This is a genomic window from Bacillus sp. SIMBA_026 (assembly GCF_046535335.1).
Taxonomy (GTDB): Bacteria; Bacillota; Bacilli; order Bacillales; family Bacillaceae; genus Bacillus; species Bacillus velezensis.
Map to the genome: position 1 here is coordinate 660728 of NZ_JAWRWX010000002.1, position 17663 is coordinate 678390.

Here is a 17663-nt window from a genome sequence, read left to right on the forward strand (position 1 = left end):
AAAAACTTTTTATACCGAAAGCATACACAGAATGTTCACAAATTCACCTATAAATGTATGAAGTCTGCCCATTCAGCAAATATCTGGATAAAAAAAGAAAACCCCCTGAATGAGGTTTTCCGATTTATTTGGTTCCGTACAGTCTGTCACCCGCGTCACCGAGGCCCGGAACGATATAGCCTTTTTCATTCAGTTTTTCATCAAGGGCGGCGATATAAATATCAACGTCAGAGTGATGTTTCTGCAGCTCTTCCACGCCTTCCGGAGCCGCTACAAGACACATAAAACGAATGTTTCTCGCGCCGCGCTTTTTCAGGCTGTTTATCGCTTCCACCGCAGAACCTCCCGTAGCAAGCATCGGATCCACGACAATAAATTCGCGTTCTTCTACATCAGAAGGAAGCTTGACATAGTATTCCACCGGTTTTAAGGTTTCCGGATCACGGTATAATCCGACATGTCCCACTTTAGCGGCCGGGATTAATTTCAGCATGCCGTCAACCATTCCGAGACCCGCTCTCAGGATCGGCACGATACCGAGTTTCTTCCCTGAAATCACTTTGGATGTCGCTGTTTGAACAGGTGTTTTCACTTCCACTTCTTTAAGAGGAAGATCACGTGTAATTTCAAACGCCATCAGTGACGCGACTTCGTCCACAAGGTCTCTGAAATCCTTTGTGCCTGTATTTTCATTCCGAATATATGTCAGCTTATGCTGGATTAAAGGATGATCAAATACGTAAACCTTTCCCATACTGTGTTCAGCTCCTTTTTTGTTGTCCGAGTGACTTTTTCACACTTCTATTGATTCTACAGAAAAAGACAAACAGTTTCAAGAAAATCATAAAAAAAACCGCCGGATTAAGGTTCCGGCGGGTTTCTTCCTTATTAATAGTCCAGTTCTTTATATAAAGGAAACTTTTCAGTCAAGGCAGATACGCGCTGTCTCGCTTCTTCAAGTTTTGCTTCGTCTTCATGATTTTTCAGTGCGAGGCCGATGATGGCGCCGACTTCTTCAAGCGCGTCACCGTCAAAGCCGCGGCTTGTCACAGCTGCCGTACCGAGACGGATTCCGCTTGTGACGAACGGTTTTTCCGGATCGTAAGGGATCGCGTTTTTATTAGATGTAATGCCGATTTCATCAAGAACGTGTTCAGCGACTTTTCCGGTCAGACCGAGAGAACGGAGGTCGACAAGCACAAGGTGGTTATCCGTTCCGCCTGATACGAGCTGAATGCCCTCTTTGTTCAGAGACTCAGCCAGGCGCTTCGCGTTCGAGATGACGTTTTGCGCATATGTTTTGAAATCATCTTCAAGCACTTCTCCGAAAGAAACGGCTTTGGCCGCGATGACATGCATAAGCGGTCCGCCTTGGATTCCCGGGAAAATGGATTTATCAATCTTTTTGCCGAACTCTTCACGGCAAAGGATCATTCCTCCGCGGGGTCCGCGAAGTGTTTTGTGAGTCGTTGTCGTTACAAAGTCAGCGTAAGGAACCGGATTCGGATGAAGACCGGCTGCGACAAGACCCGCGATATGCGCCATGTCTACCATGAAGTAAGCGCCGACTTCATCAGCGATTTCGCGGAATTTTTTAAAGTCGATCGTGCGGGGGTACGCGCTCGCTCCGGCAACGATGAGTTTCGGCTTATGCGCCAGCGCTTTTTCACGCACATCTTCATAATCTATATATTGCGTGTCTTTATCGACACCGTATTCTACAAAGTTGTATTGAACGCCGCTGAAATTAACCGGGCTTCCGTGTGTTAAGTGGCCGCCGTGGGAGAGGTTCATCCCGAGCACCGTGTCGCCGTGCTCTAAAATCGTGAAGTAAACAGCCATGTTCGCTTGAGCGCCTGAGTGCGGCTGAACGTTTACATGCTCAGCTCCGAAAATCTCTTTCGCGCGGTCGCGGGCGATGTCCTCGACGACATCAACATGCTCACAGCCGCCGTAGTAGCGTTTGCCGGGGTAGCCTTCAGCATATTTGTTTGTTAAAACAGAGCCTTGTGCTTCCATTACCGCTTCCGTCACGAAGTTTTCAGAAGCAATTAATTCGATCTTAGTCTGTTGACGCTTACGCTCATCTTTGATGGCGTTAAACACTTGTTTGTCTTGTACAGGTAAATGTTTCATCAGCGAGATCCTCTCCTATCCGTTTCCTGTTCTTTATTTTTACCACCCTTATTGTACATGGTTTTTCAGGTGAATGTAACAGCTTATTTAAAAAAATCACAAAATTTAATTAGAAAACACGAACATTATACAGGAAAAGTATTTTCATCATTCGCATTCATAAACGGCGCGAATCCCGCCTATCAGCTTCGGTCTTGTGCGGGCCATCGTCACATGTGCTTCTCCAAGCTCACGGCTTGATATCCGGACAGGGACGGCAACGGGTTTCAGATGCATGCCGATGAACGTATCACCGATGTCAATCCCGGCGTCAGCCTGAATCGATTCGGCGAGCACGGGAGAACGCATCTGCCGGTATGCATAAGAGGCCATCGCTCCGCCCGCATTCGGGACGGGGACGGCTGAAACAATGGGGAGCCTGAACCGCTCGGCCGTTTCCGCTTCAATGACAAGCGCCCTGTTTAAATGCTCGCAGCATTGAAAAGCAAGATGCACACCCGTTTTTTCCTTAAACCGGTTAAGTCCGCCGTATATCAATTCAGCCCAATCCCCGCTTCCGGCGGTGCCGATCCGGCTTCCGGCGGCTTCACTTGTACTGCACCCGATCACCAGCAGACTGCCGTCCGTCAGTCCTGCCTGCTCTTGAAACTCAGTCAGCATGTCCGTCCATTTTTGCTTCATCTCTTCCATTGTCCAGCACCTCTTACAGATTTTTTTCTTCGTAATCTGCGATTTTGCCGATCCGCCGTTCGTGACGGCCGCCCGTAAATTCAGTCGTCAGCCAGACTTTTGCGATTTCGCGCGCCAGCCCCGGGCCGATGACGCGTTCGCCCATCGCAAGAACATTCGTGTCATTGTGTTCACGCGTCGCTTTTGCGCTGAAGGTGTCATGGGCAAGCGCACAGCGTATGCCCTTTACCTTATTTGCGGAGATACTCATGCCGATGCCTGTGCCGCAAATTAAAATTCCCCTGTCAGCTTCGCCGTTCACCACTTTTTCCGCTACCGGAAAAGCGTAATCTGAATAATCGACAGAGCCGGCGCCGCATTCACAGCCCATATCAATGTATTCAATCTGCAATTCATCCAAAAGACTTTTTATTTCTTCGCGGATATGGACGCCGCCGTGATCTGACGCAATAGCTACTTTCATTCATTTACCTCCTAGGTGTGGCTGGGCGAAGACAGCCCAGTGTGCTTGTCCTTTTTATTACGAAATCCGTTGATTTCATTCTACTCTTTCACATTCGTTTTGCAAATGACCTGTTTGCAGATTTTCTGACAGATTACTTGCTTTTTCCGTCAAGCAATTGATCAGCCAAAAGGGTCAGCAGCTCCTCCAGTTCGTCCCGCGTCTGTTTATAAACATCAAGCGGACCGCCGAACGGGTCAGAGATATCGCCGCTTTCCCCCGTTACGTATTCTTTAATGGTAAAGACTTTGCCCTGACTGTTTTGATATCGGCCTTCAATCAGCTGTTTGTGCTGTTCCGTCATCGCCAGCACCAGATCAGCCGTCTCGATATGTTCTTCCGATAAGGGAGATGAACTGTGATTGAGAGCGATCCGTTTTTCAAACAGCGCTTCTACGGCATAGGCCGACGCTTTTCCGTGCGGAGACGCGAATACGCCGGCCGAGCTTACGCTGACATCCAGCCCTTTCGTTTCTGCAATGGATTTAAAAAGAGCCTCAGCCATGGGACTGCGGCACGTATTGCCTGTACATACAAAGATTATTTTCATGTCCGTCACCTCTTACTGCCTATTATAAATGAAGAAAAAAGAAACGGCATCTTCGTTTCTTTTTTTACGTATCTTATATCGGTAAAAGCAGTTTCAGCCCGAATCCGATCAAAATGGCTCCGCCAAGCGCTTCGCTGTAGGAGCCGAGCCACGACTGCACCTTTCTTCCCGCCAAAAGGCCCGCCCATGTTAAAACGGTGCTGAAGACCCCGAACAGCGTAACGGCCAGAAACGGATTGGAGCCGTTCATCCCGAGACTGAGCCCGACAGAAAAGCTGTCCAGACTGACACCGACCGCAAACAGCAACAGTCCCGAGCCTGCCGGAGATATGAGCGGCCCGTCTGATTGTTTAAACGCGGCGATGATCATCTGCACCCCTAAAATGAAAAGAAGAGATCCGCCGATGTAAACGGCGAGCATCCCCAAAAAACCGGACAGCAGATGCCCGGCCGCCATTCCCACAAGCGGCATCATGACATGAAACAGCCCGATGACAACCCCTATATGAAAAATCTGTTTTTTCTTCAGCTGAATCATTCCCATTCCGAGTCCGACGGAAAAGGCATCCGTCCCCAAAGCAAATGCCATGATGCTTAAGGAGACAAGTTCCCCGATGAATAGATTCGACATGAAATAAAAACCCCCTTGGACGTGCCCGCTTGTTTAGCTTATGCATGTCCGATAAGGGGTAGAACAAGTTAATGGATAACGGTGCCGCCTGCGGCTTTCATCAGCCTGTTCATCACGGCGAGCCCCACTCCGGTATCCGGAAAGGACTCAGAAATAATCATGTCCACTTCCGCTTCATCAAAGCTGCGGAGCGCATCGTATAAGGCGGATGCCACTGTTTCAAGGTCGGCGCGTCTGCCGCAGACCTTGATATAATCAGCCTGGTAACTATCGGCGTTCTCTTCTGTTGTCAAAATGCCGATTCGTTTTCCCCGGCTTTTATATACGTCTGCCAGTTCTTGAATTCTCCGGGCGCCGCCCTCGGCAATAGCCATCGGGGCAGAAGGCGCGTAATGTGTATATTTCATACCGGGAGAAATAGGAACCTCATCTTCTTCGGTCAGTCCTTTATCCACAAGAACCGGACCGGCGGCAGATTCAATCTGCTCTTTTGTCACGCCGCCCGGACGAAGCAGCACGGGCTGTTTCCCCGTACAGGACAGAACGGTTGATTCCACTCCGATTCCCGTCGCGCCGCCGTCCACAATACCGGCAATGCGGCCGTTTAAATCATGAGCTACATGCTCGGCCTTCGTCGGGCTCGGTTTTCCTGATAAATTGGCGCTCGGCGCGGCGATCGGCAGTCCGGCCGAGCTGATGAGGGCTAATGCTGCCGGATGATCAGGCATTCTGACCGCTACCGTCTCAAGTCCCGCGGTGACACGGGGTGACAGCACACCGGGCTTACACGGCAGGACAAGGGTCAGCGCCCCCGGCCAGAATAGCTTCATAAGCTTTTTCGCCGTATCAGGAATATGGCTGATAAAACGATCAAGCTGGCTGATATGGGATATATGCACAATCAGCGGGTTATCGCTCGGCCTTCCCTTCGCCTCATATATTTTGGTTACGGCTTCCGTATTTTCAGCGTTAGCGCCCAGTCCGTAAACGGTTTCTGTCGGAAAAGCCACAACCTCATTCTGCCGGAGCAATTCCGCGGCTTGTGTAATCTGGGGATCGGTTGTGGATAATTCTGCGGAACAATCCACAAACCATCTTTTTGTTTTCATGTATAACCAAACTCCTTATTTTAAAGCGGTAAAACTTTATTTTCTCTCGTGTATTCCTTTTGAAAGTATAAAAGATGTCCTTTAATAAAACAAGTGTTATCCACAAACTGTGGACAACACTTTTTAATAAGTGGATAACCTTGTGTATAAGTTAGATCAGGCAGAGGTTTTCACCATTAAAAACGAACCTTCTGTGCATAACGAGTTGCGGAAATGTTCGGACGTATACAGTTCATCAGGCGCATCGGCGCACGCTTCAAATCCCATCACATTCAGAAACTCAGCAGATGAGGGCTGATTGGCGACTAAGTAGACATCTTGAATCTCATGTTTTTTGCACAGCACATCCATACTTTGAAACAGTGTAACGATATGGCTTTGATTCAGCCTGTCCGACATGACGAGTGAACGGAGAAGCCCTTTTCCGCCGCTGAATTTTTCGATCCCGAGACAGGCGGCAATCTTTTTTTCGCTGTCTTCCAGCACGATAAAACGGCTGATCTGCTGATCGATTTCCGCATGTGCCGTATCAGCCTTTTTCAAAAAGGCCTCCAGCGCCTCCGTATCTTGATCTCTTGCCACTCTCAGCTGATAAAACATATATTTCCCTCCGTTTCGATCAACTCTTTCTTCCAATCTATGAATCGAATCCGGATTTATGCCTTTTGCTTCAGGAAAATAGATCTGAAATCCAATCGACGAGGAAAAACTTCACTTCTGTATCATCGTCTTCTTTATTTTCTTTCTTCGCTTTATCAGCCTTTGCTTTTACGTCATCCAGCACTTTTTTAGTCTGTTTCTGCGTTTCTTCCTGCTTCTGTCCGCCGTCTTCCTGATCTTTCACCGCTTCGCCGTTTGAGAAATCAAGGAAGCACAGCGGCGGAAACAAGACGCACCACCAGTTGGCGCCCTCGCCATTGCCGAGTGTAATTAAAATCGCTTCATATTTTCCGGCCGGATAGACCATATTGCCGTACAGCTTTGTCGGAAATGAGATTTTATTGAATTGAACTGAAACAGATTGATGCGCACCCTTTTCTTTCATCGTTTGTTTGGCGATTTCTTTAATTTCAGGAAGCTTCGAACGAATGAGCCGCCGCGCTTCTTCAATGGAAGTGATATCTTTCACCCAGTCCGTGATTTGCTTGTTTACAGCATCTCTGATCTGGCGCTTGAGCTTTTGATCCTCATCGTTATCACTGTTGGCCAAAATCCTGAGCCGGATCGCTTCATCCGGTATGACGACGGGCTCATCGGCTGATGCCCGCGCCGTTTCTTCTTTTGTCAAACCCGCAAGCGCTCCTGATAATAAAAGAAAAATATATATGCAGATCATCATTGTCTGTTTCATCGGTCCCCACCGTTCCTCTCCGTGCTTTTTTTATCTAGTCCCATTATGGACATGACGGAAAAGGTTTAAACCGGCGGGAAGAAAAAAAATCTAGCAAGCTGATAATCTGCATTGACAGATTCAAAATATGGTACGATATTATTTTGATAGGAGGTTTTCAGATGAAATATAATTACACCGTGCTGCTGTCGGCGGCATGTATGTCTGTCATTTATTCTATTTTGTATGTTCACCAATTCATTATCGCGGCTTTCATTTCGATGGCATTTTATTTTTTGTTTCCTTATTTGCTTTTTGCGCTGCCGCTTCAATACTTTCTGAATAAAAAGCCGAAGAGATTTCATCCGCTGTATCTTCTTTATTATTTAGGGGTGTCATTCATTGCAAACGGGATCATCTTCGGTCTTTTGCAGCCGTCAGGCCAATCTCTGTTTTCTAATTCAGCCTTTTATATCTTTGCGGTTTTAACAGCCGTCGTCTATTGGGTATGGGATTCCGTATTGCTGCAAAGACAAAATCAGGCTACAGAAGCGTAATCAGCAGACAGCCGGCTGAAGGGAGAGCGGCGCAAAAGAAAACGGCAGCCATCTTTAAACGGGCGTGCCGTCCTTCTTCTGTTTCAGAATGATAATTGGCCCGCTGCTCCGCTCCGCTTACGGCCAACCCGGAAACGATGATCGCTGTGACGATAAGAACAGCCGTAACGGCGCCGAAAATGATGTCAAAGCCAAACGGCAGAACAAACCCCGCCGCATAAGCTGCGGCGGCGAGTATACATCCGAAGGCGAACGCTTTTTTCAAGGCGGATGCCCCTTTCATTTTCTTTCCATTGTAACAAAAGCCCGCCGTGTGCGTCACCGGCGGGCTTTTTTCATGATGTGATGATCGCGGATACGGTTCTGTCTTTTCCGTTGATGTCCTGTACGACTTCCACTTCCGCATTCGGAAAGGAATGACGGAACAGGTCTTTCACGGCTTTTCCCTGATTATATCCGATTTCAAAGACGACAAGCGCTTTATCTTTCATGACAAGAGGCAGCTCCTCCATAAACCGCTTGTAGAATTTCAAACCGTCACCGCCGTCCGTAAGTGCATGAAGCGGCTCATGGAAACGGACGATATCCGACAAATCCGCCATTTCTTCTTCAGAAATATACGGCGGATTGGAAACAATAATATCCGCTTTTTTACCTGATGAAATAAAAGGAGTTAACAGATCTCCCTGCAAAAAACAGACGTCCGCTCCGAGGTTTTGCGCATTTCTTTCCGCCACCTGCAGCGCTTCTTTTGAAATATCCGAAGCCGATACTGAAAAGTGTCCGCATTCAAGCGCGAGCGTCACCGCAATGGCTCCGCTCCCCGTACCGATATCAATGACGTTCAGGCGTTCTGACTCGGAAAATACTTGCTTCTGTCTGTCCAGCAGATGAAAGACGACTTCTTCCGTTTCCGGACGCGGAATGAGAACATCGTCATTCACAAAAAATTCCCTGCCGTAAAACTGTTCTTTCCCGATAATATATTGAATCGGAATACCTTCTTTATGCATCTCCACGTGCCGTCTGAATCGATAAAGCTCGTCCTCGCCGACGGGCTCCTGCAGACTTGCGAGAAGTTTGCTCCGATCCATTCCGGTATCATTTAACAGCAGCAGCTCGGCCGCGTTTTTTTCTCTTCCCGCTTCGGTTAAATAAGAAGAAGCCCAGCTTAGGGCTTCAAAAACGGTCTTCATCTTAATTTTCCGCCTGCTGGAGCTTGCTTGACTGGTCTTCTACGATTAACGCTTCAACCACTTCATCAAGCTTGCCTTCCAGGATTTGATCCAGCTTTTGAATCGTCAGGCCGATGCGGTGATCCGTCACACGGTTTTGCGGGAAATTGTATGTGCGGATACGCTCGGAACGGTCGCCTGAACCGACGGCTGATTTACGGGTCTGATCATATTCAGCCTGAGCTTCCTGCTGGAATTTGTCATAGATTCTGGCGCGGAGCACCTTCATCGCTTTTTCTTTGTTTTTTATCTGAGATTTTTCATCCTGACAGGATACGACGACACCGGTCGGTAAATGCGTCAGGCGTACGGCCGACATCGTCGTGTTTACGCTTTGTCCGCCCGGTCCGCTTGATGCGAATGTATCGACGCGGATATCTTTTTCGTGGATGTCCACTTCTACTTCTTCCGCTTCAGGAAGACACGCCACCGTCGCCGTGGATGTATGAATACGGCCGCCTGATTCCGTTTCCGGAACACGCTGTACGCGGTGCGCGCCATTTTCATACTTCAGCTTGGAGTATGCGCCTTTTCCCGTAATCATAAAGATGATTTCTTTGTAACCGCCCGTTCCGGTCACGTTTGCTTCCATGACTTCAGTCTTCCAGCCTTGGATTTCGGCGTAACGGGAGTACATTCTGTAGAGATTTCCCGCAAACAGCGCGGCTTCTTCTCCTCCCGCTGCTCCGCGGATCTCCATGATTACGTTTTTGTCATCGTTCGGGTCTTTCGGGATGAGGAGCACTTTCAAACGCTCTGATAAGGTTTCCGTCTCTCCCTGCAGTTCGGAGATTTCTTCCTTCACCATTTCTCTCATATCGGCATCAAGCTTTTCCTCAAGCATCGCTTTCGCATCGGCAAGCTGTTCTGATGCGTCTCTGTATTGTCTATAGACTTCAACGGTTTCTTGTATATCAGATTGCTCTTTCGAATATTCTCTAAGCTTTTTCGGATCGTTGACCACTTCCGGATCACTTAAAAGCTCATTTAATTTTTCGTATCGTTGTTCAATTGACTGTAAACGGTCTAACACGGTCTTCACCTCTGTTTTCCTGTGCGTAACATTCTCATTATAGTATAGGGCTTATCGCCAGTCAAAAGCAATTCGCCTCTGTTATACTGAAGCAAAAAAGGAGGGGCGGATATGCTGAAATCCATCCACCATATAGCAATCATATGCTCTGATTATGAAAAGTCGAAAGCTTTTTACACCGAGATTCTCGGTTTCGGCATTATAAAAGAAACATACCGAAAGGATCGCGGATCTTATAAACTTGATCTGGCGCTGGACGGCGCGTATGCGATTGAATTGTTTTCCTTTCCCGATCCGCCCGAACGGCCGACCAGACCGGAAGCCGCGGGTCTCCGGCATCTCGCTTTCACCGTAAACGATCTTGAAGCAGCCGTCAGGGAGTTAAAGGAAAAGGGCGTCGGCACAGAACCGATCAGAACCGATCCGCTGACGGGGAAACGGTTTACCTTTTTCTTCGATCCCGACAAGCTTCCGCTTGAATTGTATGAAGCGTAACGTTTTTTGAAGAAATGCCGCTTTCTTTGGCGAATTCCTTCTTGTTTTGTCTAACATGAAGGGAACGCCGCCTCATGGTCGAATACCTAGCAAAAAGGAGGTATGTGATCATGAATACAAACATGGCCGCGAAAGAGCTCGGTGTCTCCGCAAAAACGGTGCAAAGGTGGGTCAAGCAGCTGAATCTTCCGGCTGAAAGGAATGAGCTCGGACATTATTCCTTTACACCTGAGGATCTTGATGTGCTGAAATCGGTCAAACGGCAAATTTCTGAAGGCACTGCCCTTCTGGACGTTCAAGTGCCCCGGCAGCCGAAAAAACGGACGGGCTTCATTTTGCAGCGTCCGAAAATCAATGGCGGCGCTGAACAAAGATTGGCAGAGCTGGAGCGCAAACTGGACATTCTCACGAAAGAGAAACAAGGTGAGAACCATCTGCTTTCAAGGATAGAGGAGCTTGAACGCCAGCTGAAACAAAAGGCGGATGAAGGGGTGTCTTATCAGCTTCTTCAGCACAGGCGGGAAATTGACGACCTCAATACCGAATTGCAGACATTGGCCTCCCGCATCCAGGAACTTTCCCAGACAGCTCCCCTCTCAGAAACAGCCGCTTCTTCAGAACATAAGAAACCCAGAAAAAAAACGAGATTTTCGCCTTTTAAATTTCAATTCTAATCAAAAAAGCTCCCTGAAACAGGGAGCTTTTCATTATGCAGTCAGCGCAATGATGATCGGCAGTGAGATGAGAGATAAAATCGCACTGATTACGAACGCGGACGCAGTTTCTTCCTCTTGTTTTTCGAAACGTGTGGCAATCATCGCCGCTACCGCAGATCCAGGGAATGCAACGAGCAATACCGCTTTAGTGATCTGGTCAGCCGGAAGTCCGACTGCAAGAGCGATCAAGTACATCAGCGCAGGCTGAACGGCAACTTTTAACAAAGCGATACCGAAAGCCGGCAGACTGAGCTTAATGTTGCGGATACCGACAGTTACACCGACGGCGAAGAGCGCAACACCTGATGTTGTGCTTCCGAGCTGATCAAGCATTTTTTCTCCCAAGCCAGGGAGTGTTACACCGCAGAGTACCAGAATGATACTGATAAGCGGTGCAGCCGCAAGCGGTTCGGAAAGACCGTGAAGAATAGACTTACCAGTCATTTTCCAGAAGTTCTCGTTTTCAGTGTCTTTTTTCTTAGATGACTCACCGACAGTAGCGATAATGATCGCAAGCGGGTCAAGGATGGCGTTAACCACGATACCCGTAACGGCGATAGGAATCGCTACTTCGCTTGCTCCGAATAAGCTTCCTAGTACGGGAATACCCATAAAAGCAAATGTCGGCTGTGCAGAGTTTAAAGAAAATACAGATGAATTCGTTAAATCATATTTGAAGATAAATTTGCAAACCAACAGAATGACGATAAAGAATCCGACAATCCCAATGATCAAAGCGACCATCAAAGGAACCTGTGATAAAAACGCACTTCTTGAAGTGGTTAAAATACTTGCGATAAAATGCGCCGGAAGCGCGTACTTCGTAACTAAGGTGCTTACCCCTTTTGCTGACTTCGCGTCATAACTTCCGAAGCGACCTGCGAACCATCCCAGCACGATCACGAAAAAGATCGGCGCCAGGAGGATTAAAATATCTAAGAAGCTCAAAATATTCTCCTCCAAATCCTTAATGTCCGTATACTTTAGCCTTTACATAAAAGCTTTCCCTCGGACTGTAAAATTAATCGTAAAAATTATTTAGCGACAACTTGCTTATATTGCGGTTTCCACATTGCATCAAGAACGGCTTGTTCTACATTTTCAGGAATGCGGTTTGCCACGCCTTCTTTAATTGCAGTTTCCGCTACGGCGATCGCAACTTTAATTGAAACTTCTTGTAAGTCGCTCATGCTCGGCAGAAGGCCTGCACCTGGTGTTTCAAAATCAACGCTTTCTGCGATTGCGTCAGCAGTTGCCGCAAACATTGCAGGAGTAATCACTTTCGCTTCTACAACGATTGAACCGAGACCAAGTCCAGGGAACGCGAATGCGTTGTTAGATTGTCCGATTTCATGAGAAACGCCATTGTACTCTACATTGTCAAACGGGCTTCCTGTCGCCACAAGCACTTTGCCGTCAGTCCATTTGAAAAGATCGCTAGGAACGGCTTCAGCAAGCGGTGTCGGGTTAGACATCGGCATGATGACCGGACGCTCAACGTGTTTTGCCATTTCTTTGACGATTTCTTCACTGAACGCGCCGCTTTGGCCTGATGTACCGATTAAGATTGTCGGTTTCGCTTGACGGATCACTTCAATGAAAGGAATTTGTCCATTTTCATCGCGTTTCCAATCTTTAATTTCTTCAGCTGTGCGCAGGTACGGCTCTTGGAAATCAAGAATGTTTTCCATACCTTCAATTAACAAGCCTCTGTAGTCCATTGTGAAGAACGCTTTGTTGGCTTCTTCTTCAGAAAGACCTGCAAGCACCATAGTATCGCGGATTTGGTCAGCGATTCCGATTCCGGCAGATCCTGCACCGAAGACAACCACACGCTGGTCTTTAATAGACGCGCCTGTTTTCTTCATAGCCGCAAGCACACCTGCAAGCGTAATCGCGCCTGTTCCTTGAATGTCATCGTTGAATGTAAGAATTTCATGGTTGTATTTCTTCATGATATTGCGCGCGTTTTTGTTTCCAAGGTCTTCCCAGTGAAGAAGAGCTTTAGGGAAATATTTAAGCGCAGCTTTTACATAAGCGTCAACGAAAGCTTCGTAACGTTCGCCTTGGATACGTTCATGGCGGTTACCGATGTATAAAGGATCGTTCAGAAGTTTTTCATTGTTCGTACCGACGTCAAGAACGACAGGAATAACACGGCTTGGGTCAATACCGGCAGCAGCTGTGTATACCGCTAATTTACCGATGGCGATGTTGATACCGCCTACACCCCAGTCACCGATTCCGAGGATGCTTTCTGAGTCTGTCGCAACGATCAGATCAATATCTCCGGCAGTGGCATGAAGGTTTTCAAATGCCTCTTCGATTCCTTCCACGTTGTCGATAGAAAGGTAAATCCCTTGAGGTCTTCTGTACTCATGGCTGTATTCTTGAATCGCTTCACCGACAGTCGGTGTGTAAACAACCGGCAGCATTTCACGAAGATGGTTTTGAAGCAATTTAAAGAAAAGAACTTCGTTACGGTTTTGCAAATCATTCAAATACACGTTTTGGCGAAGGCGGTCCGGCTGAGCTTGAAACTGCTCGTATGCGCGTTTTGCCTGCTCATCAAGAGACAGAATTGTCGGAGGAAGCAGCCCGTCTAATCCAAGGCTTTTTCTTTCTTCTGCTGAAAACGCAACACCTTTATTTAAAGTAGGGATAGATAGAACTTCTTTTCCTCTTAAAGTAGTTTCTAAGTTGCCTTCCTTCGTTACTTTAATATTATTCAAGAAAATCTCCTTCTTTCTTCAAATAGTTAACAAAGTTAAGTAATTACCCATTTTGGCTAGTGTGATCGCGATCTGCTATATCTTTTTTTGACAATTATTCGAACAATGTCTCATAACTATTTACATTACTTAGTCATTTTATGCCTGTAAAAATGAAAATTCAAGAGATGAAAATTACTTAATTTTTTCATACTCTTTTTTAAGTTATTTAACTACATTTTTTGAAAAAACGTCAAAAAAACACCGGATTTTTTACCGATGTTTTCATGAAAAGGGTTATTTATCAGTCTGTTTTTTTCGGCACTTCGTGATGATGTCTGCATCTCGCTTCGTATGACTCCGACGCGCCGACTAAAATGACCGGATCATCATAGGAAGCGGGCTTCCCGTCAATCAAACGCTGCGTACGGCTTGCCGGCGACCCGCAAACGGAGCAGACCGCCTGCAGCTTCGTCACCGATTCGGCAACCGCCATCAGATTCGGCACCACACCGAACGGCTCTCCCCGGAAATCCATATCAAGTCCGGCCGCGATGACACGATAGCCTTTATCCGCAAGCGAGGATAAGTCGCCGATGATCGATTCGCCGAAAAACTGCACTTCATCTACCGCGATGACGTCCGTGCTTTCACTGATATGATCCCATATTTCAGCCGAAGACGAGATGACGTGGCTTGTCATGGATGTGCCGTTGTGAGAAACGACAGCCTCCTCACTGTAGCGATTATCAATGGCAGGTTTGAATACCTTAACCTCCTGCTTCGCATATGTCGCTCTTTTCACTCTGCGGATCAGCTCTTCTGATTTCCCAGAGAACATGCTGCCGCATATCAGCTCAAGCCATCCGCTTTGCTTCATTATGTACATAGGCTATCCGCTCCCCTTTTTTTCCTGTTTATGGACATAAAAAACAGGCAAGAAGCAATTCTTGCCTGCCTGTAAAATCTATTATTACTTAAGACCGTATTTTTTGTTAAAGCGATCAACACGACCATCAGCAGAAGCGAATTTTTGACGTCCAGTGTAGAATGGGTGGCATTCAGAGCAAATCTCAACGCGTACCTCTTCTTTTACTGAGCCTGTTTCAAATTCATTTCCGCAAGCGCATTTAACTGTTGCTTTTTTGAAATTAGGATGAATTCCTGCTTTCATTGTATCCATCTCCTTCCGCCCTGAATCCCGTGTGGAAACAGAGTTATTATTCCGGAGTAATCCGGAACGCATATGAGAGAATTATATCAGTCATTTACTGCATTTGCAAATACATTTTTTATCAGCGGCGGGCTGATGATGAAAGGTTTGCCTGCTTCCATTCTTGGTTGATCAAATCGAAGAATTCCTGATTCGTTTTTGTTTTTTTCATTTTTCTCATAAACTTCTCTGCGAAGTCCGGAGAATCAGACATCGATTTGCGGATCGCCCATAGACGGTCAAGATGCTCTTTCGGCACGAGCAGCTCTTCCTTCCGTGTGCCGGAGCGGCGGATATCGATCGCCGGGAAAATCCGTCTTTCCGCAAGAGAACGGTCAAGGTGAAGCTCCATGTTGCCCGTTCCTTTAAACTCTTCATAGATGACGTCATCCATCCGGGAGCCCGTGTCTACGAGCGCCGTCGCCAAAATGGTCAGGCTGCCGCCCTCTTCAATGTTTCGCGCGGCACCGAAAAAGCGCTTCGGACGATGGAACGCAGCCGGGTCAATCCCGCCGGAAAGCGTACGTCCGCTTGGCGGGATAACGAGGTTGTAGGCCCGTGCCAGGCGGGTAATGCTGTCCATCAGAATGATAACGTCTTTTTTGTGTTCAACGAGACGCATCGCCCGTTCAAGCACAAGCTCCGCTACCTTAATGTGATTTTCCGGCACTTCATCGAATGTGGAGCTGACGACATCGCCCGCTACGGAACGTTCAATATCCGTTACTTCTTCCGGTCTTTCATCAATTAAGAGAACGATCAATTCAGCGTCAGGCTGATTTGTCGTAATGCTGTTAGCGATTTCTTTCAACAGCATGGTTTTACCGGCTTTCGGCGGCGCCACGATCAGACCGCGCTGGCCGAAACCGACGGGAGCCATCATATCGAGAATTCTTGTTGAGAGATAATTCGGTTTCGTCTCAAGCACCATTTGGCGGTCCGGATAAAGCGGAGTCAGCGCAGGAAAATGGACGCGCTCTTTCGCAGATTCCGGATCATCTCCGTTTACCGCTTCAACGTGCAAAAGTCCGTAATAGCGTTCGTTTTCTTTCGGCGGACGCACCTTGCCGGATACTTTGTCACCGTTTCTTAAATCAAAGCGGCGAATCTGGGAAGCAGAAATGTAGATGTCTTCTGAGCTTGGCGAGTAATTAATCGGTCTGAGGAAGCCGAATCCTTCCGATTGGATGATTTCGAGCACGCCTTCCATAAACAGAAGATCCTCCTGCTCGGCGTTGGCTTTCAGAATGGCAAAGATTAATTCTTTTTTAGTCAGTTTGCTGTAGTAGGAGATTTTATAATATCTGGCCAGTTCATATAGTTCTTTTAATTTCATATTTTCCAAAGAGGAAATAGATACGTCTTTCATAAAAACACCACGCTTTTCATAGTCAATGTATTGCTGTTTTCATTCAAATCGGCTGCTTCGCATGATTCCGCCAAAGCACATTCTTTTATAAAACGTTAAGGAACTTCTATCGGTAACACTTCCACCCATGATCGGCGCTTTTTTTAAAAAAGGAATGTCTTAATGAGTTTTGAAGGAAGCGAGGACAAAAACTTGAGAAGATCAATATTTATATCGTCTGTATGCGGTAGAATTTGAAAATTTCCCAGTACTCAAAAGAAGGAATGACACAGAAAAATCGCAGCACTCTTTATTTTTACCTCATTTCAAAAAATTATTCAACTTAAATAATGCTTTGACATATAAATGATAGGGTTGACTCTTTATTGCAAAAGAAAAGCGGGACTTTCCGTCCCGCTTTTCTCTATTTATGGCCGGATCACAAGATTTGGTTTTTTCTTCAGGCTGTGTCTTCCGTCAACGAATCGGACCGTTCCTGATTTCGCACGGATGACCAGACTTTCAGTCGTACCGACAGAGCCTTTGAACTGAACGCCTTTCAGCAGCTCTCCGTCCGTGACGCCCGTTGCGGCAAAAATGGCGTCATCCCCTCTCACAAGGTCCTCCATCCGGAGCACTTTGGATACATCAAGGCCCATTCGCTCACAGCGGGCCTGCTCTTCCGCACTTTGCGGCAGAAGCCTGCCGATGATTTCGCCGCCGAGCGCTTTTAACGCAACGGCAGACAGCACGCCTTCAGGAGCCCCGCCTGAACCGAAGAGAATGTCTACTCCCGTATGGTCAAAGGCCGTATTGATGGCGCCCGCGACATCACCGTCGTTGATCAGTTTGATTCTGGCGCCCGCCTCACGCAATTCAGAGATGATTTTTTCGTGTCTGTCACGATTTAAAATGGTTGCCACGACATCTTCAATGTCTTTGTTTTTCGCTTTCGCAACGGCTTTTAAGTTATCAATGACAGGCGCTTCGATATCGATGCAGCCTACCGCTTCAGGACCGACCGCGATTTTTTCCATATACATATCCGGGGCGTTCAGCAATGTTCCATGGTCGGCGACCGCGATCACCGTCAGCGCATTCCAGCCGCCGCTCGCTACGATGTTTGTGCCTTCAAGAGGATCGACGGCGACATCGACGCGCGGGCCGTATCCGTTTCCGAGCTTTTCGCCGATGTAAAGCATCGGCGCTTCATCCATCTCGCCTTCCCCGATCACGACCGTGCCTTTCATCGGCACCGTATCAAATACGTCACGCATTGCGCTTGTCGCCGCATCATCAGCTTCATCTTTTTTCCCGCGGCCCATCCATCTGGCAGATGCTAAAGCCGCCGCTTCAGTGACTCGAACCAATTCCATCGATAAGCTTCTTTCCATTTCAACACGATCT

At 47.4% G+C, this 17663-nt stretch carries 21 protein-coding genes and 1 pseudogene; 3 read left to right on the forward strand and 19 right to left on the reverse strand.

The genetic code is table 11. The features are described 5' to 3' along the window. Positions 1-124: 124 nt before the first annotated feature. The 9 genes from upp to spoIIR form a co-directional block, all read right to left on the reverse strand. The gene (gene upp, locus SB847_RS14115; RefSeq protein WP_003151154.1) at positions 125-754 is read right to left on the reverse strand and encodes a uracil phosphoribosyltransferase; all 630 of its coding nucleotides are present in this window, start codon (positions 752-754) and stop codon (positions 125-127) included. A gap of 134 nt (positions 755-888) precedes the next feature. Further along, positions 889-2136 carry a serine hydroxymethyltransferase gene (glyA, locus tag SB847_RS14120; RefSeq protein ID WP_007614376.1) on the reverse strand — a complete coding sequence of 416 codons (1248 nt, stop codon included), beginning with the start codon at positions 2134-2136 and terminating at the stop codon, positions 889-891. A gap of 147 nt (positions 2137-2283) precedes the next feature. Further along, complete coding sequence (locus SB847_RS14125) at positions 2284-2826, reverse strand: TIGR01440 family protein (protein WP_410563937.1); 543 nt, start codon at positions 2824-2826, stop codon at positions 2284-2286. Positions 2827-2839: 13 nt separating this feature from the next. Next, on the reverse strand, positions 2840-3289 hold the full coding sequence (gene rpiB / locus SB847_RS14130; RefSeq protein ID WP_003151149.1) for a ribose 5-phosphate isomerase B: 450 nt from the start codon (positions 3287-3289) through the stop codon (positions 2840-2842). Positions 3290-3422: 133 nt separating this feature from the next. Further along, positions 3423-3878 (reverse strand): low molecular weight protein arginine phosphatase, encoded by a 456-nt coding sequence (locus tag SB847_RS14135; protein ID WP_410563941.1) that lies wholly within the window; start codon positions 3876-3878, stop codon positions 3423-3425. 73 nt (positions 3879-3951) lie between these two features. Further along, complete coding sequence (locus tag SB847_RS14140; protein WP_021494810.1) at positions 3952-4509, reverse strand: manganese efflux pump MntP; 558 nt, start codon at positions 4507-4509, stop codon at positions 3952-3954. Between the two features lie 68 nt (positions 4510-4577). Continuing rightward, entirely contained in the window at positions 4578-5618 is a 1041-nt protein-coding gene (locus SB847_RS14145; RefSeq protein ID WP_410563944.1) for an L-threonylcarbamoyladenylate synthase, read from the reverse strand. A gap of 156 nt (positions 5619-5774) precedes the next feature. After that, positions 5775-6218, reverse strand: coding sequence for a GNAT family N-acetyltransferase (locus SB847_RS14150; protein WP_007614382.1), 444 nt, complete (start codon positions 6216-6218; stop codon positions 5775-5777). A 70-nt stretch (positions 6219-6288) separates the two neighbouring features. Beyond that, positions 6289-6969 carry a stage II sporulation protein R gene (gene spoIIR, locus SB847_RS14155; protein WP_308826229.1) on the reverse strand — a complete coding sequence of 227 codons (681 nt, stop codon included), beginning with the start codon at positions 6967-6969 and terminating at the stop codon, positions 6289-6291. A gap of 161 nt (positions 6970-7130) precedes the next feature. Between spoIIR and SB847_RS14160 the strand changes: the two genes are divergently transcribed. Beyond that, positions 7131-7505, forward strand: a complete 375-nt coding sequence (locus SB847_RS14160; RefSeq protein WP_410563948.1) for a UPF0715 family protein — start codon at positions 7131-7133, stop codon at positions 7503-7505. Here SB847_RS14160 and SB847_RS14165 read toward each other — a convergent pair. The 3 genes from SB847_RS14165 to prfA form a co-directional block, all read right to left on the reverse strand. Next, positions 7492-7770: a DUF5316 family protein gene (locus tag SB847_RS14165; RefSeq protein WP_029325732.1), complete on the reverse strand. Its 279-nt coding sequence runs from the start codon at positions 7768-7770 to the stop codon at positions 7492-7494. The genes SB847_RS14160 and SB847_RS14165 overlap by 14 nt on opposite strands. A gap of 70 nt (positions 7771-7840) precedes the next feature. Beyond that, positions 7841-8701: a peptide chain release factor N(5)-glutamine methyltransferase gene (gene prmC, locus SB847_RS14170; protein WP_410563951.1), complete on the reverse strand. Its 861-nt coding sequence runs from the start codon at positions 8699-8701 to the stop codon at positions 7841-7843. Between the two features lies 1 nt (position 8702). Further along, positions 8703-9773: a peptide chain release factor 1 gene (prfA, locus tag SB847_RS14175; RefSeq protein WP_003151139.1), complete on the reverse strand. Its 1071-nt coding sequence runs from the start codon at positions 9771-9773 to the stop codon at positions 8703-8705. Between the two features lie 111 nt (positions 9774-9884). Here prfA and gloA2 point away from each other — a divergent pair, with 111 nt between their 5' ends. Next, entirely contained in the window at positions 9885-10268 is a 384-nt protein-coding gene (gloA2, locus tag SB847_RS14180; RefSeq protein WP_007614387.1) for an SMU1112c/YaeR family gloxylase I-like metalloprotein, read from the forward strand. A gap of 110 nt (positions 10269-10378) precedes the next feature. Beyond that, the gene (gene racA / locus SB847_RS14185; RefSeq protein WP_029325733.1) at positions 10379-10942 is read left to right on the forward strand and encodes a chromosome-anchoring protein RacA; all 564 of its coding nucleotides are present in this window, start codon (positions 10379-10381) and stop codon (positions 10940-10942) included. A 33-nt stretch (positions 10943-10975) separates the two neighbouring features. On the opposite strand, the gene SB847_RS14190 is transcribed toward racA, so the two are convergent. The 7 genes and pseudogenes from SB847_RS14190 to glpX form a co-directional block, all read right to left on the reverse strand. Next, a complete protein-coding gene (locus SB847_RS14190) occupies positions 10976-11932 on the reverse strand; it encodes an AEC family transporter (RefSeq protein WP_007407608.1) in 957 nt (318 codons plus the stop codon). Positions 11933-12018: 86 nt separating this feature from the next. Continuing rightward, positions 12019-13716: an oxaloacetate-decarboxylating malate dehydrogenase gene (malS, locus tag SB847_RS14195; RefSeq protein WP_044802909.1), complete on the reverse strand. Its 1698-nt coding sequence runs from the start codon at positions 13714-13716 to the stop codon at positions 12019-12021. Between the two features lie 283 nt (positions 13717-13999). Next, positions 14000-14584: a thymidine kinase gene (locus tag SB847_RS14200; protein ID WP_007614390.1), complete on the reverse strand. Its 585-nt coding sequence runs from the start codon at positions 14582-14584 to the stop codon at positions 14000-14002. A gap of 84 nt (positions 14585-14668) precedes the next feature. Continuing rightward, complete coding sequence (gene rpmE / locus SB847_RS14205) at positions 14669-14869, reverse strand: 50S ribosomal protein L31 (protein ID WP_003151132.1); 201 nt, start codon at positions 14867-14869, stop codon at positions 14669-14671. Positions 14870-14990: 121 nt separating this feature from the next. Continuing rightward, complete coding sequence (gene rho / locus SB847_RS14210) at positions 14991-16277, reverse strand: transcription termination factor Rho (protein ID WP_410563957.1); 1287 nt, start codon at positions 16275-16277, stop codon at positions 14991-14993. Beyond that, positions 16274-16483: pseudogene (locus SB847_RS14215) on the reverse strand (hypothetical protein). Before SB847_RS14215 ends, rho begins: the two are co-directional and overlap by 4 nt. A 201-nt stretch (positions 16484-16684) precedes the next feature. Then, positions 16685-17650 (reverse strand): class II fructose-bisphosphatase, encoded by a 966-nt coding sequence (gene glpX, locus SB847_RS14220; RefSeq protein ID WP_003151105.1) that lies wholly within the window; start codon positions 17648-17650, stop codon positions 16685-16687. Between the last annotated feature and the right edge of the window lie 13 nt (positions 17651-17663).

Bases quoted from the DNA above. Each gene is read 5' to 3' on its own strand.
- upp (WP_003151154.1), bottom strand. From the start codon at position 754: ATGGGAAAGGTTTACGTATTTGATCATCCTTTAATCCAGCATAAGCTG.
- glyA (WP_007614376.1), bottom strand. From the start codon at position 2,136: ATGAAACATTTACCTGTACAAGACAAACAAGTGTTTAACGCCATCAAA.
- SB847_RS14125 (WP_410563937.1), bottom strand. From the start codon at position 2,826: ATGGAAGAGATGAAGCAAAAATGGACGGACATGCTGACTGAGTTTCAA.
- rpiB (WP_003151149.1), bottom strand. From the start codon at position 3,289: ATGAAAGTAGCTATTGCGTCAGATCACGGCGGCGTCCATATCCGCGAA.
- SB847_RS14135 (WP_410563941.1), bottom strand. From the start codon at position 3,878: ATGAAAATAATCTTTGTATGTACAGGCAATACGTGCCGCAGTCCCATG.
- SB847_RS14140 (WP_021494810.1), bottom strand. From the start codon at position 4,509: ATGTCGAATCTATTCATCGGGGAACTTGTCTCCTTAAGCATCATGGCA.
- SB847_RS14145 (WP_410563944.1), bottom strand. From the start codon at position 5,618: ATGAAAACAAAAAGATGGTTTGTGGATTGTTCCGCAGAATTATCCACA.
- SB847_RS14150 (WP_007614382.1), bottom strand. From the start codon at position 6,218: ATGTTTTATCAGCTGAGAGTGGCAAGAGATCAAGATACGGAGGCGCTG.
- spoIIR (WP_308826229.1), bottom strand. From the start codon at position 6,969: ATGAAACAGACAATGATGATCTGCATATATATTTTTCTTTTATTATCA.
- SB847_RS14160 (WP_410563948.1), top strand. From the start codon at position 7,131: ATGAAATATAATTACACCGTGCTGCTGTCGGCGGCATGTATGTCTGTC.
- prmC (WP_410563951.1), bottom strand. From the start codon at position 8,701: ATGAAGACCGTTTTTGAAGCCCTAAGCTGGGCTTCTTCTTATTTAACC.
- gloA2 (WP_007614387.1), top strand. From the start codon at position 9,885: ATGCTGAAATCCATCCACCATATAGCAATCATATGCTCTGATTATGAA.
- racA (WP_029325733.1), top strand. From the start codon at position 10,379: ATGAATACAAACATGGCCGCGAAAGAGCTCGGTGTCTCCGCAAAAACG.
- SB847_RS14200 (WP_007614390.1), bottom strand. From the start codon at position 14,584: ATGTACATAATGAAGCAAAGCGGATGGCTTGAGCTGATATGCGGCAGC.
- rpmE (WP_003151132.1), bottom strand. From the start codon at position 14,869: ATGAAAGCAGGAATTCATCCTAATTTCAAAAAAGCAACAGTTAAATGC.
- rho (WP_410563957.1), bottom strand. From the start codon at position 16,277: ATGAAAGACGTATCTATTTCCTCTTTGGAAAATATGAAATTAAAAGAA.
- glpX (WP_003151105.1), bottom strand. From the start codon at position 17,650: ATGGAAAGAAGCTTATCGATGGAATTGGTTCGAGTCACTGAAGCGGCG.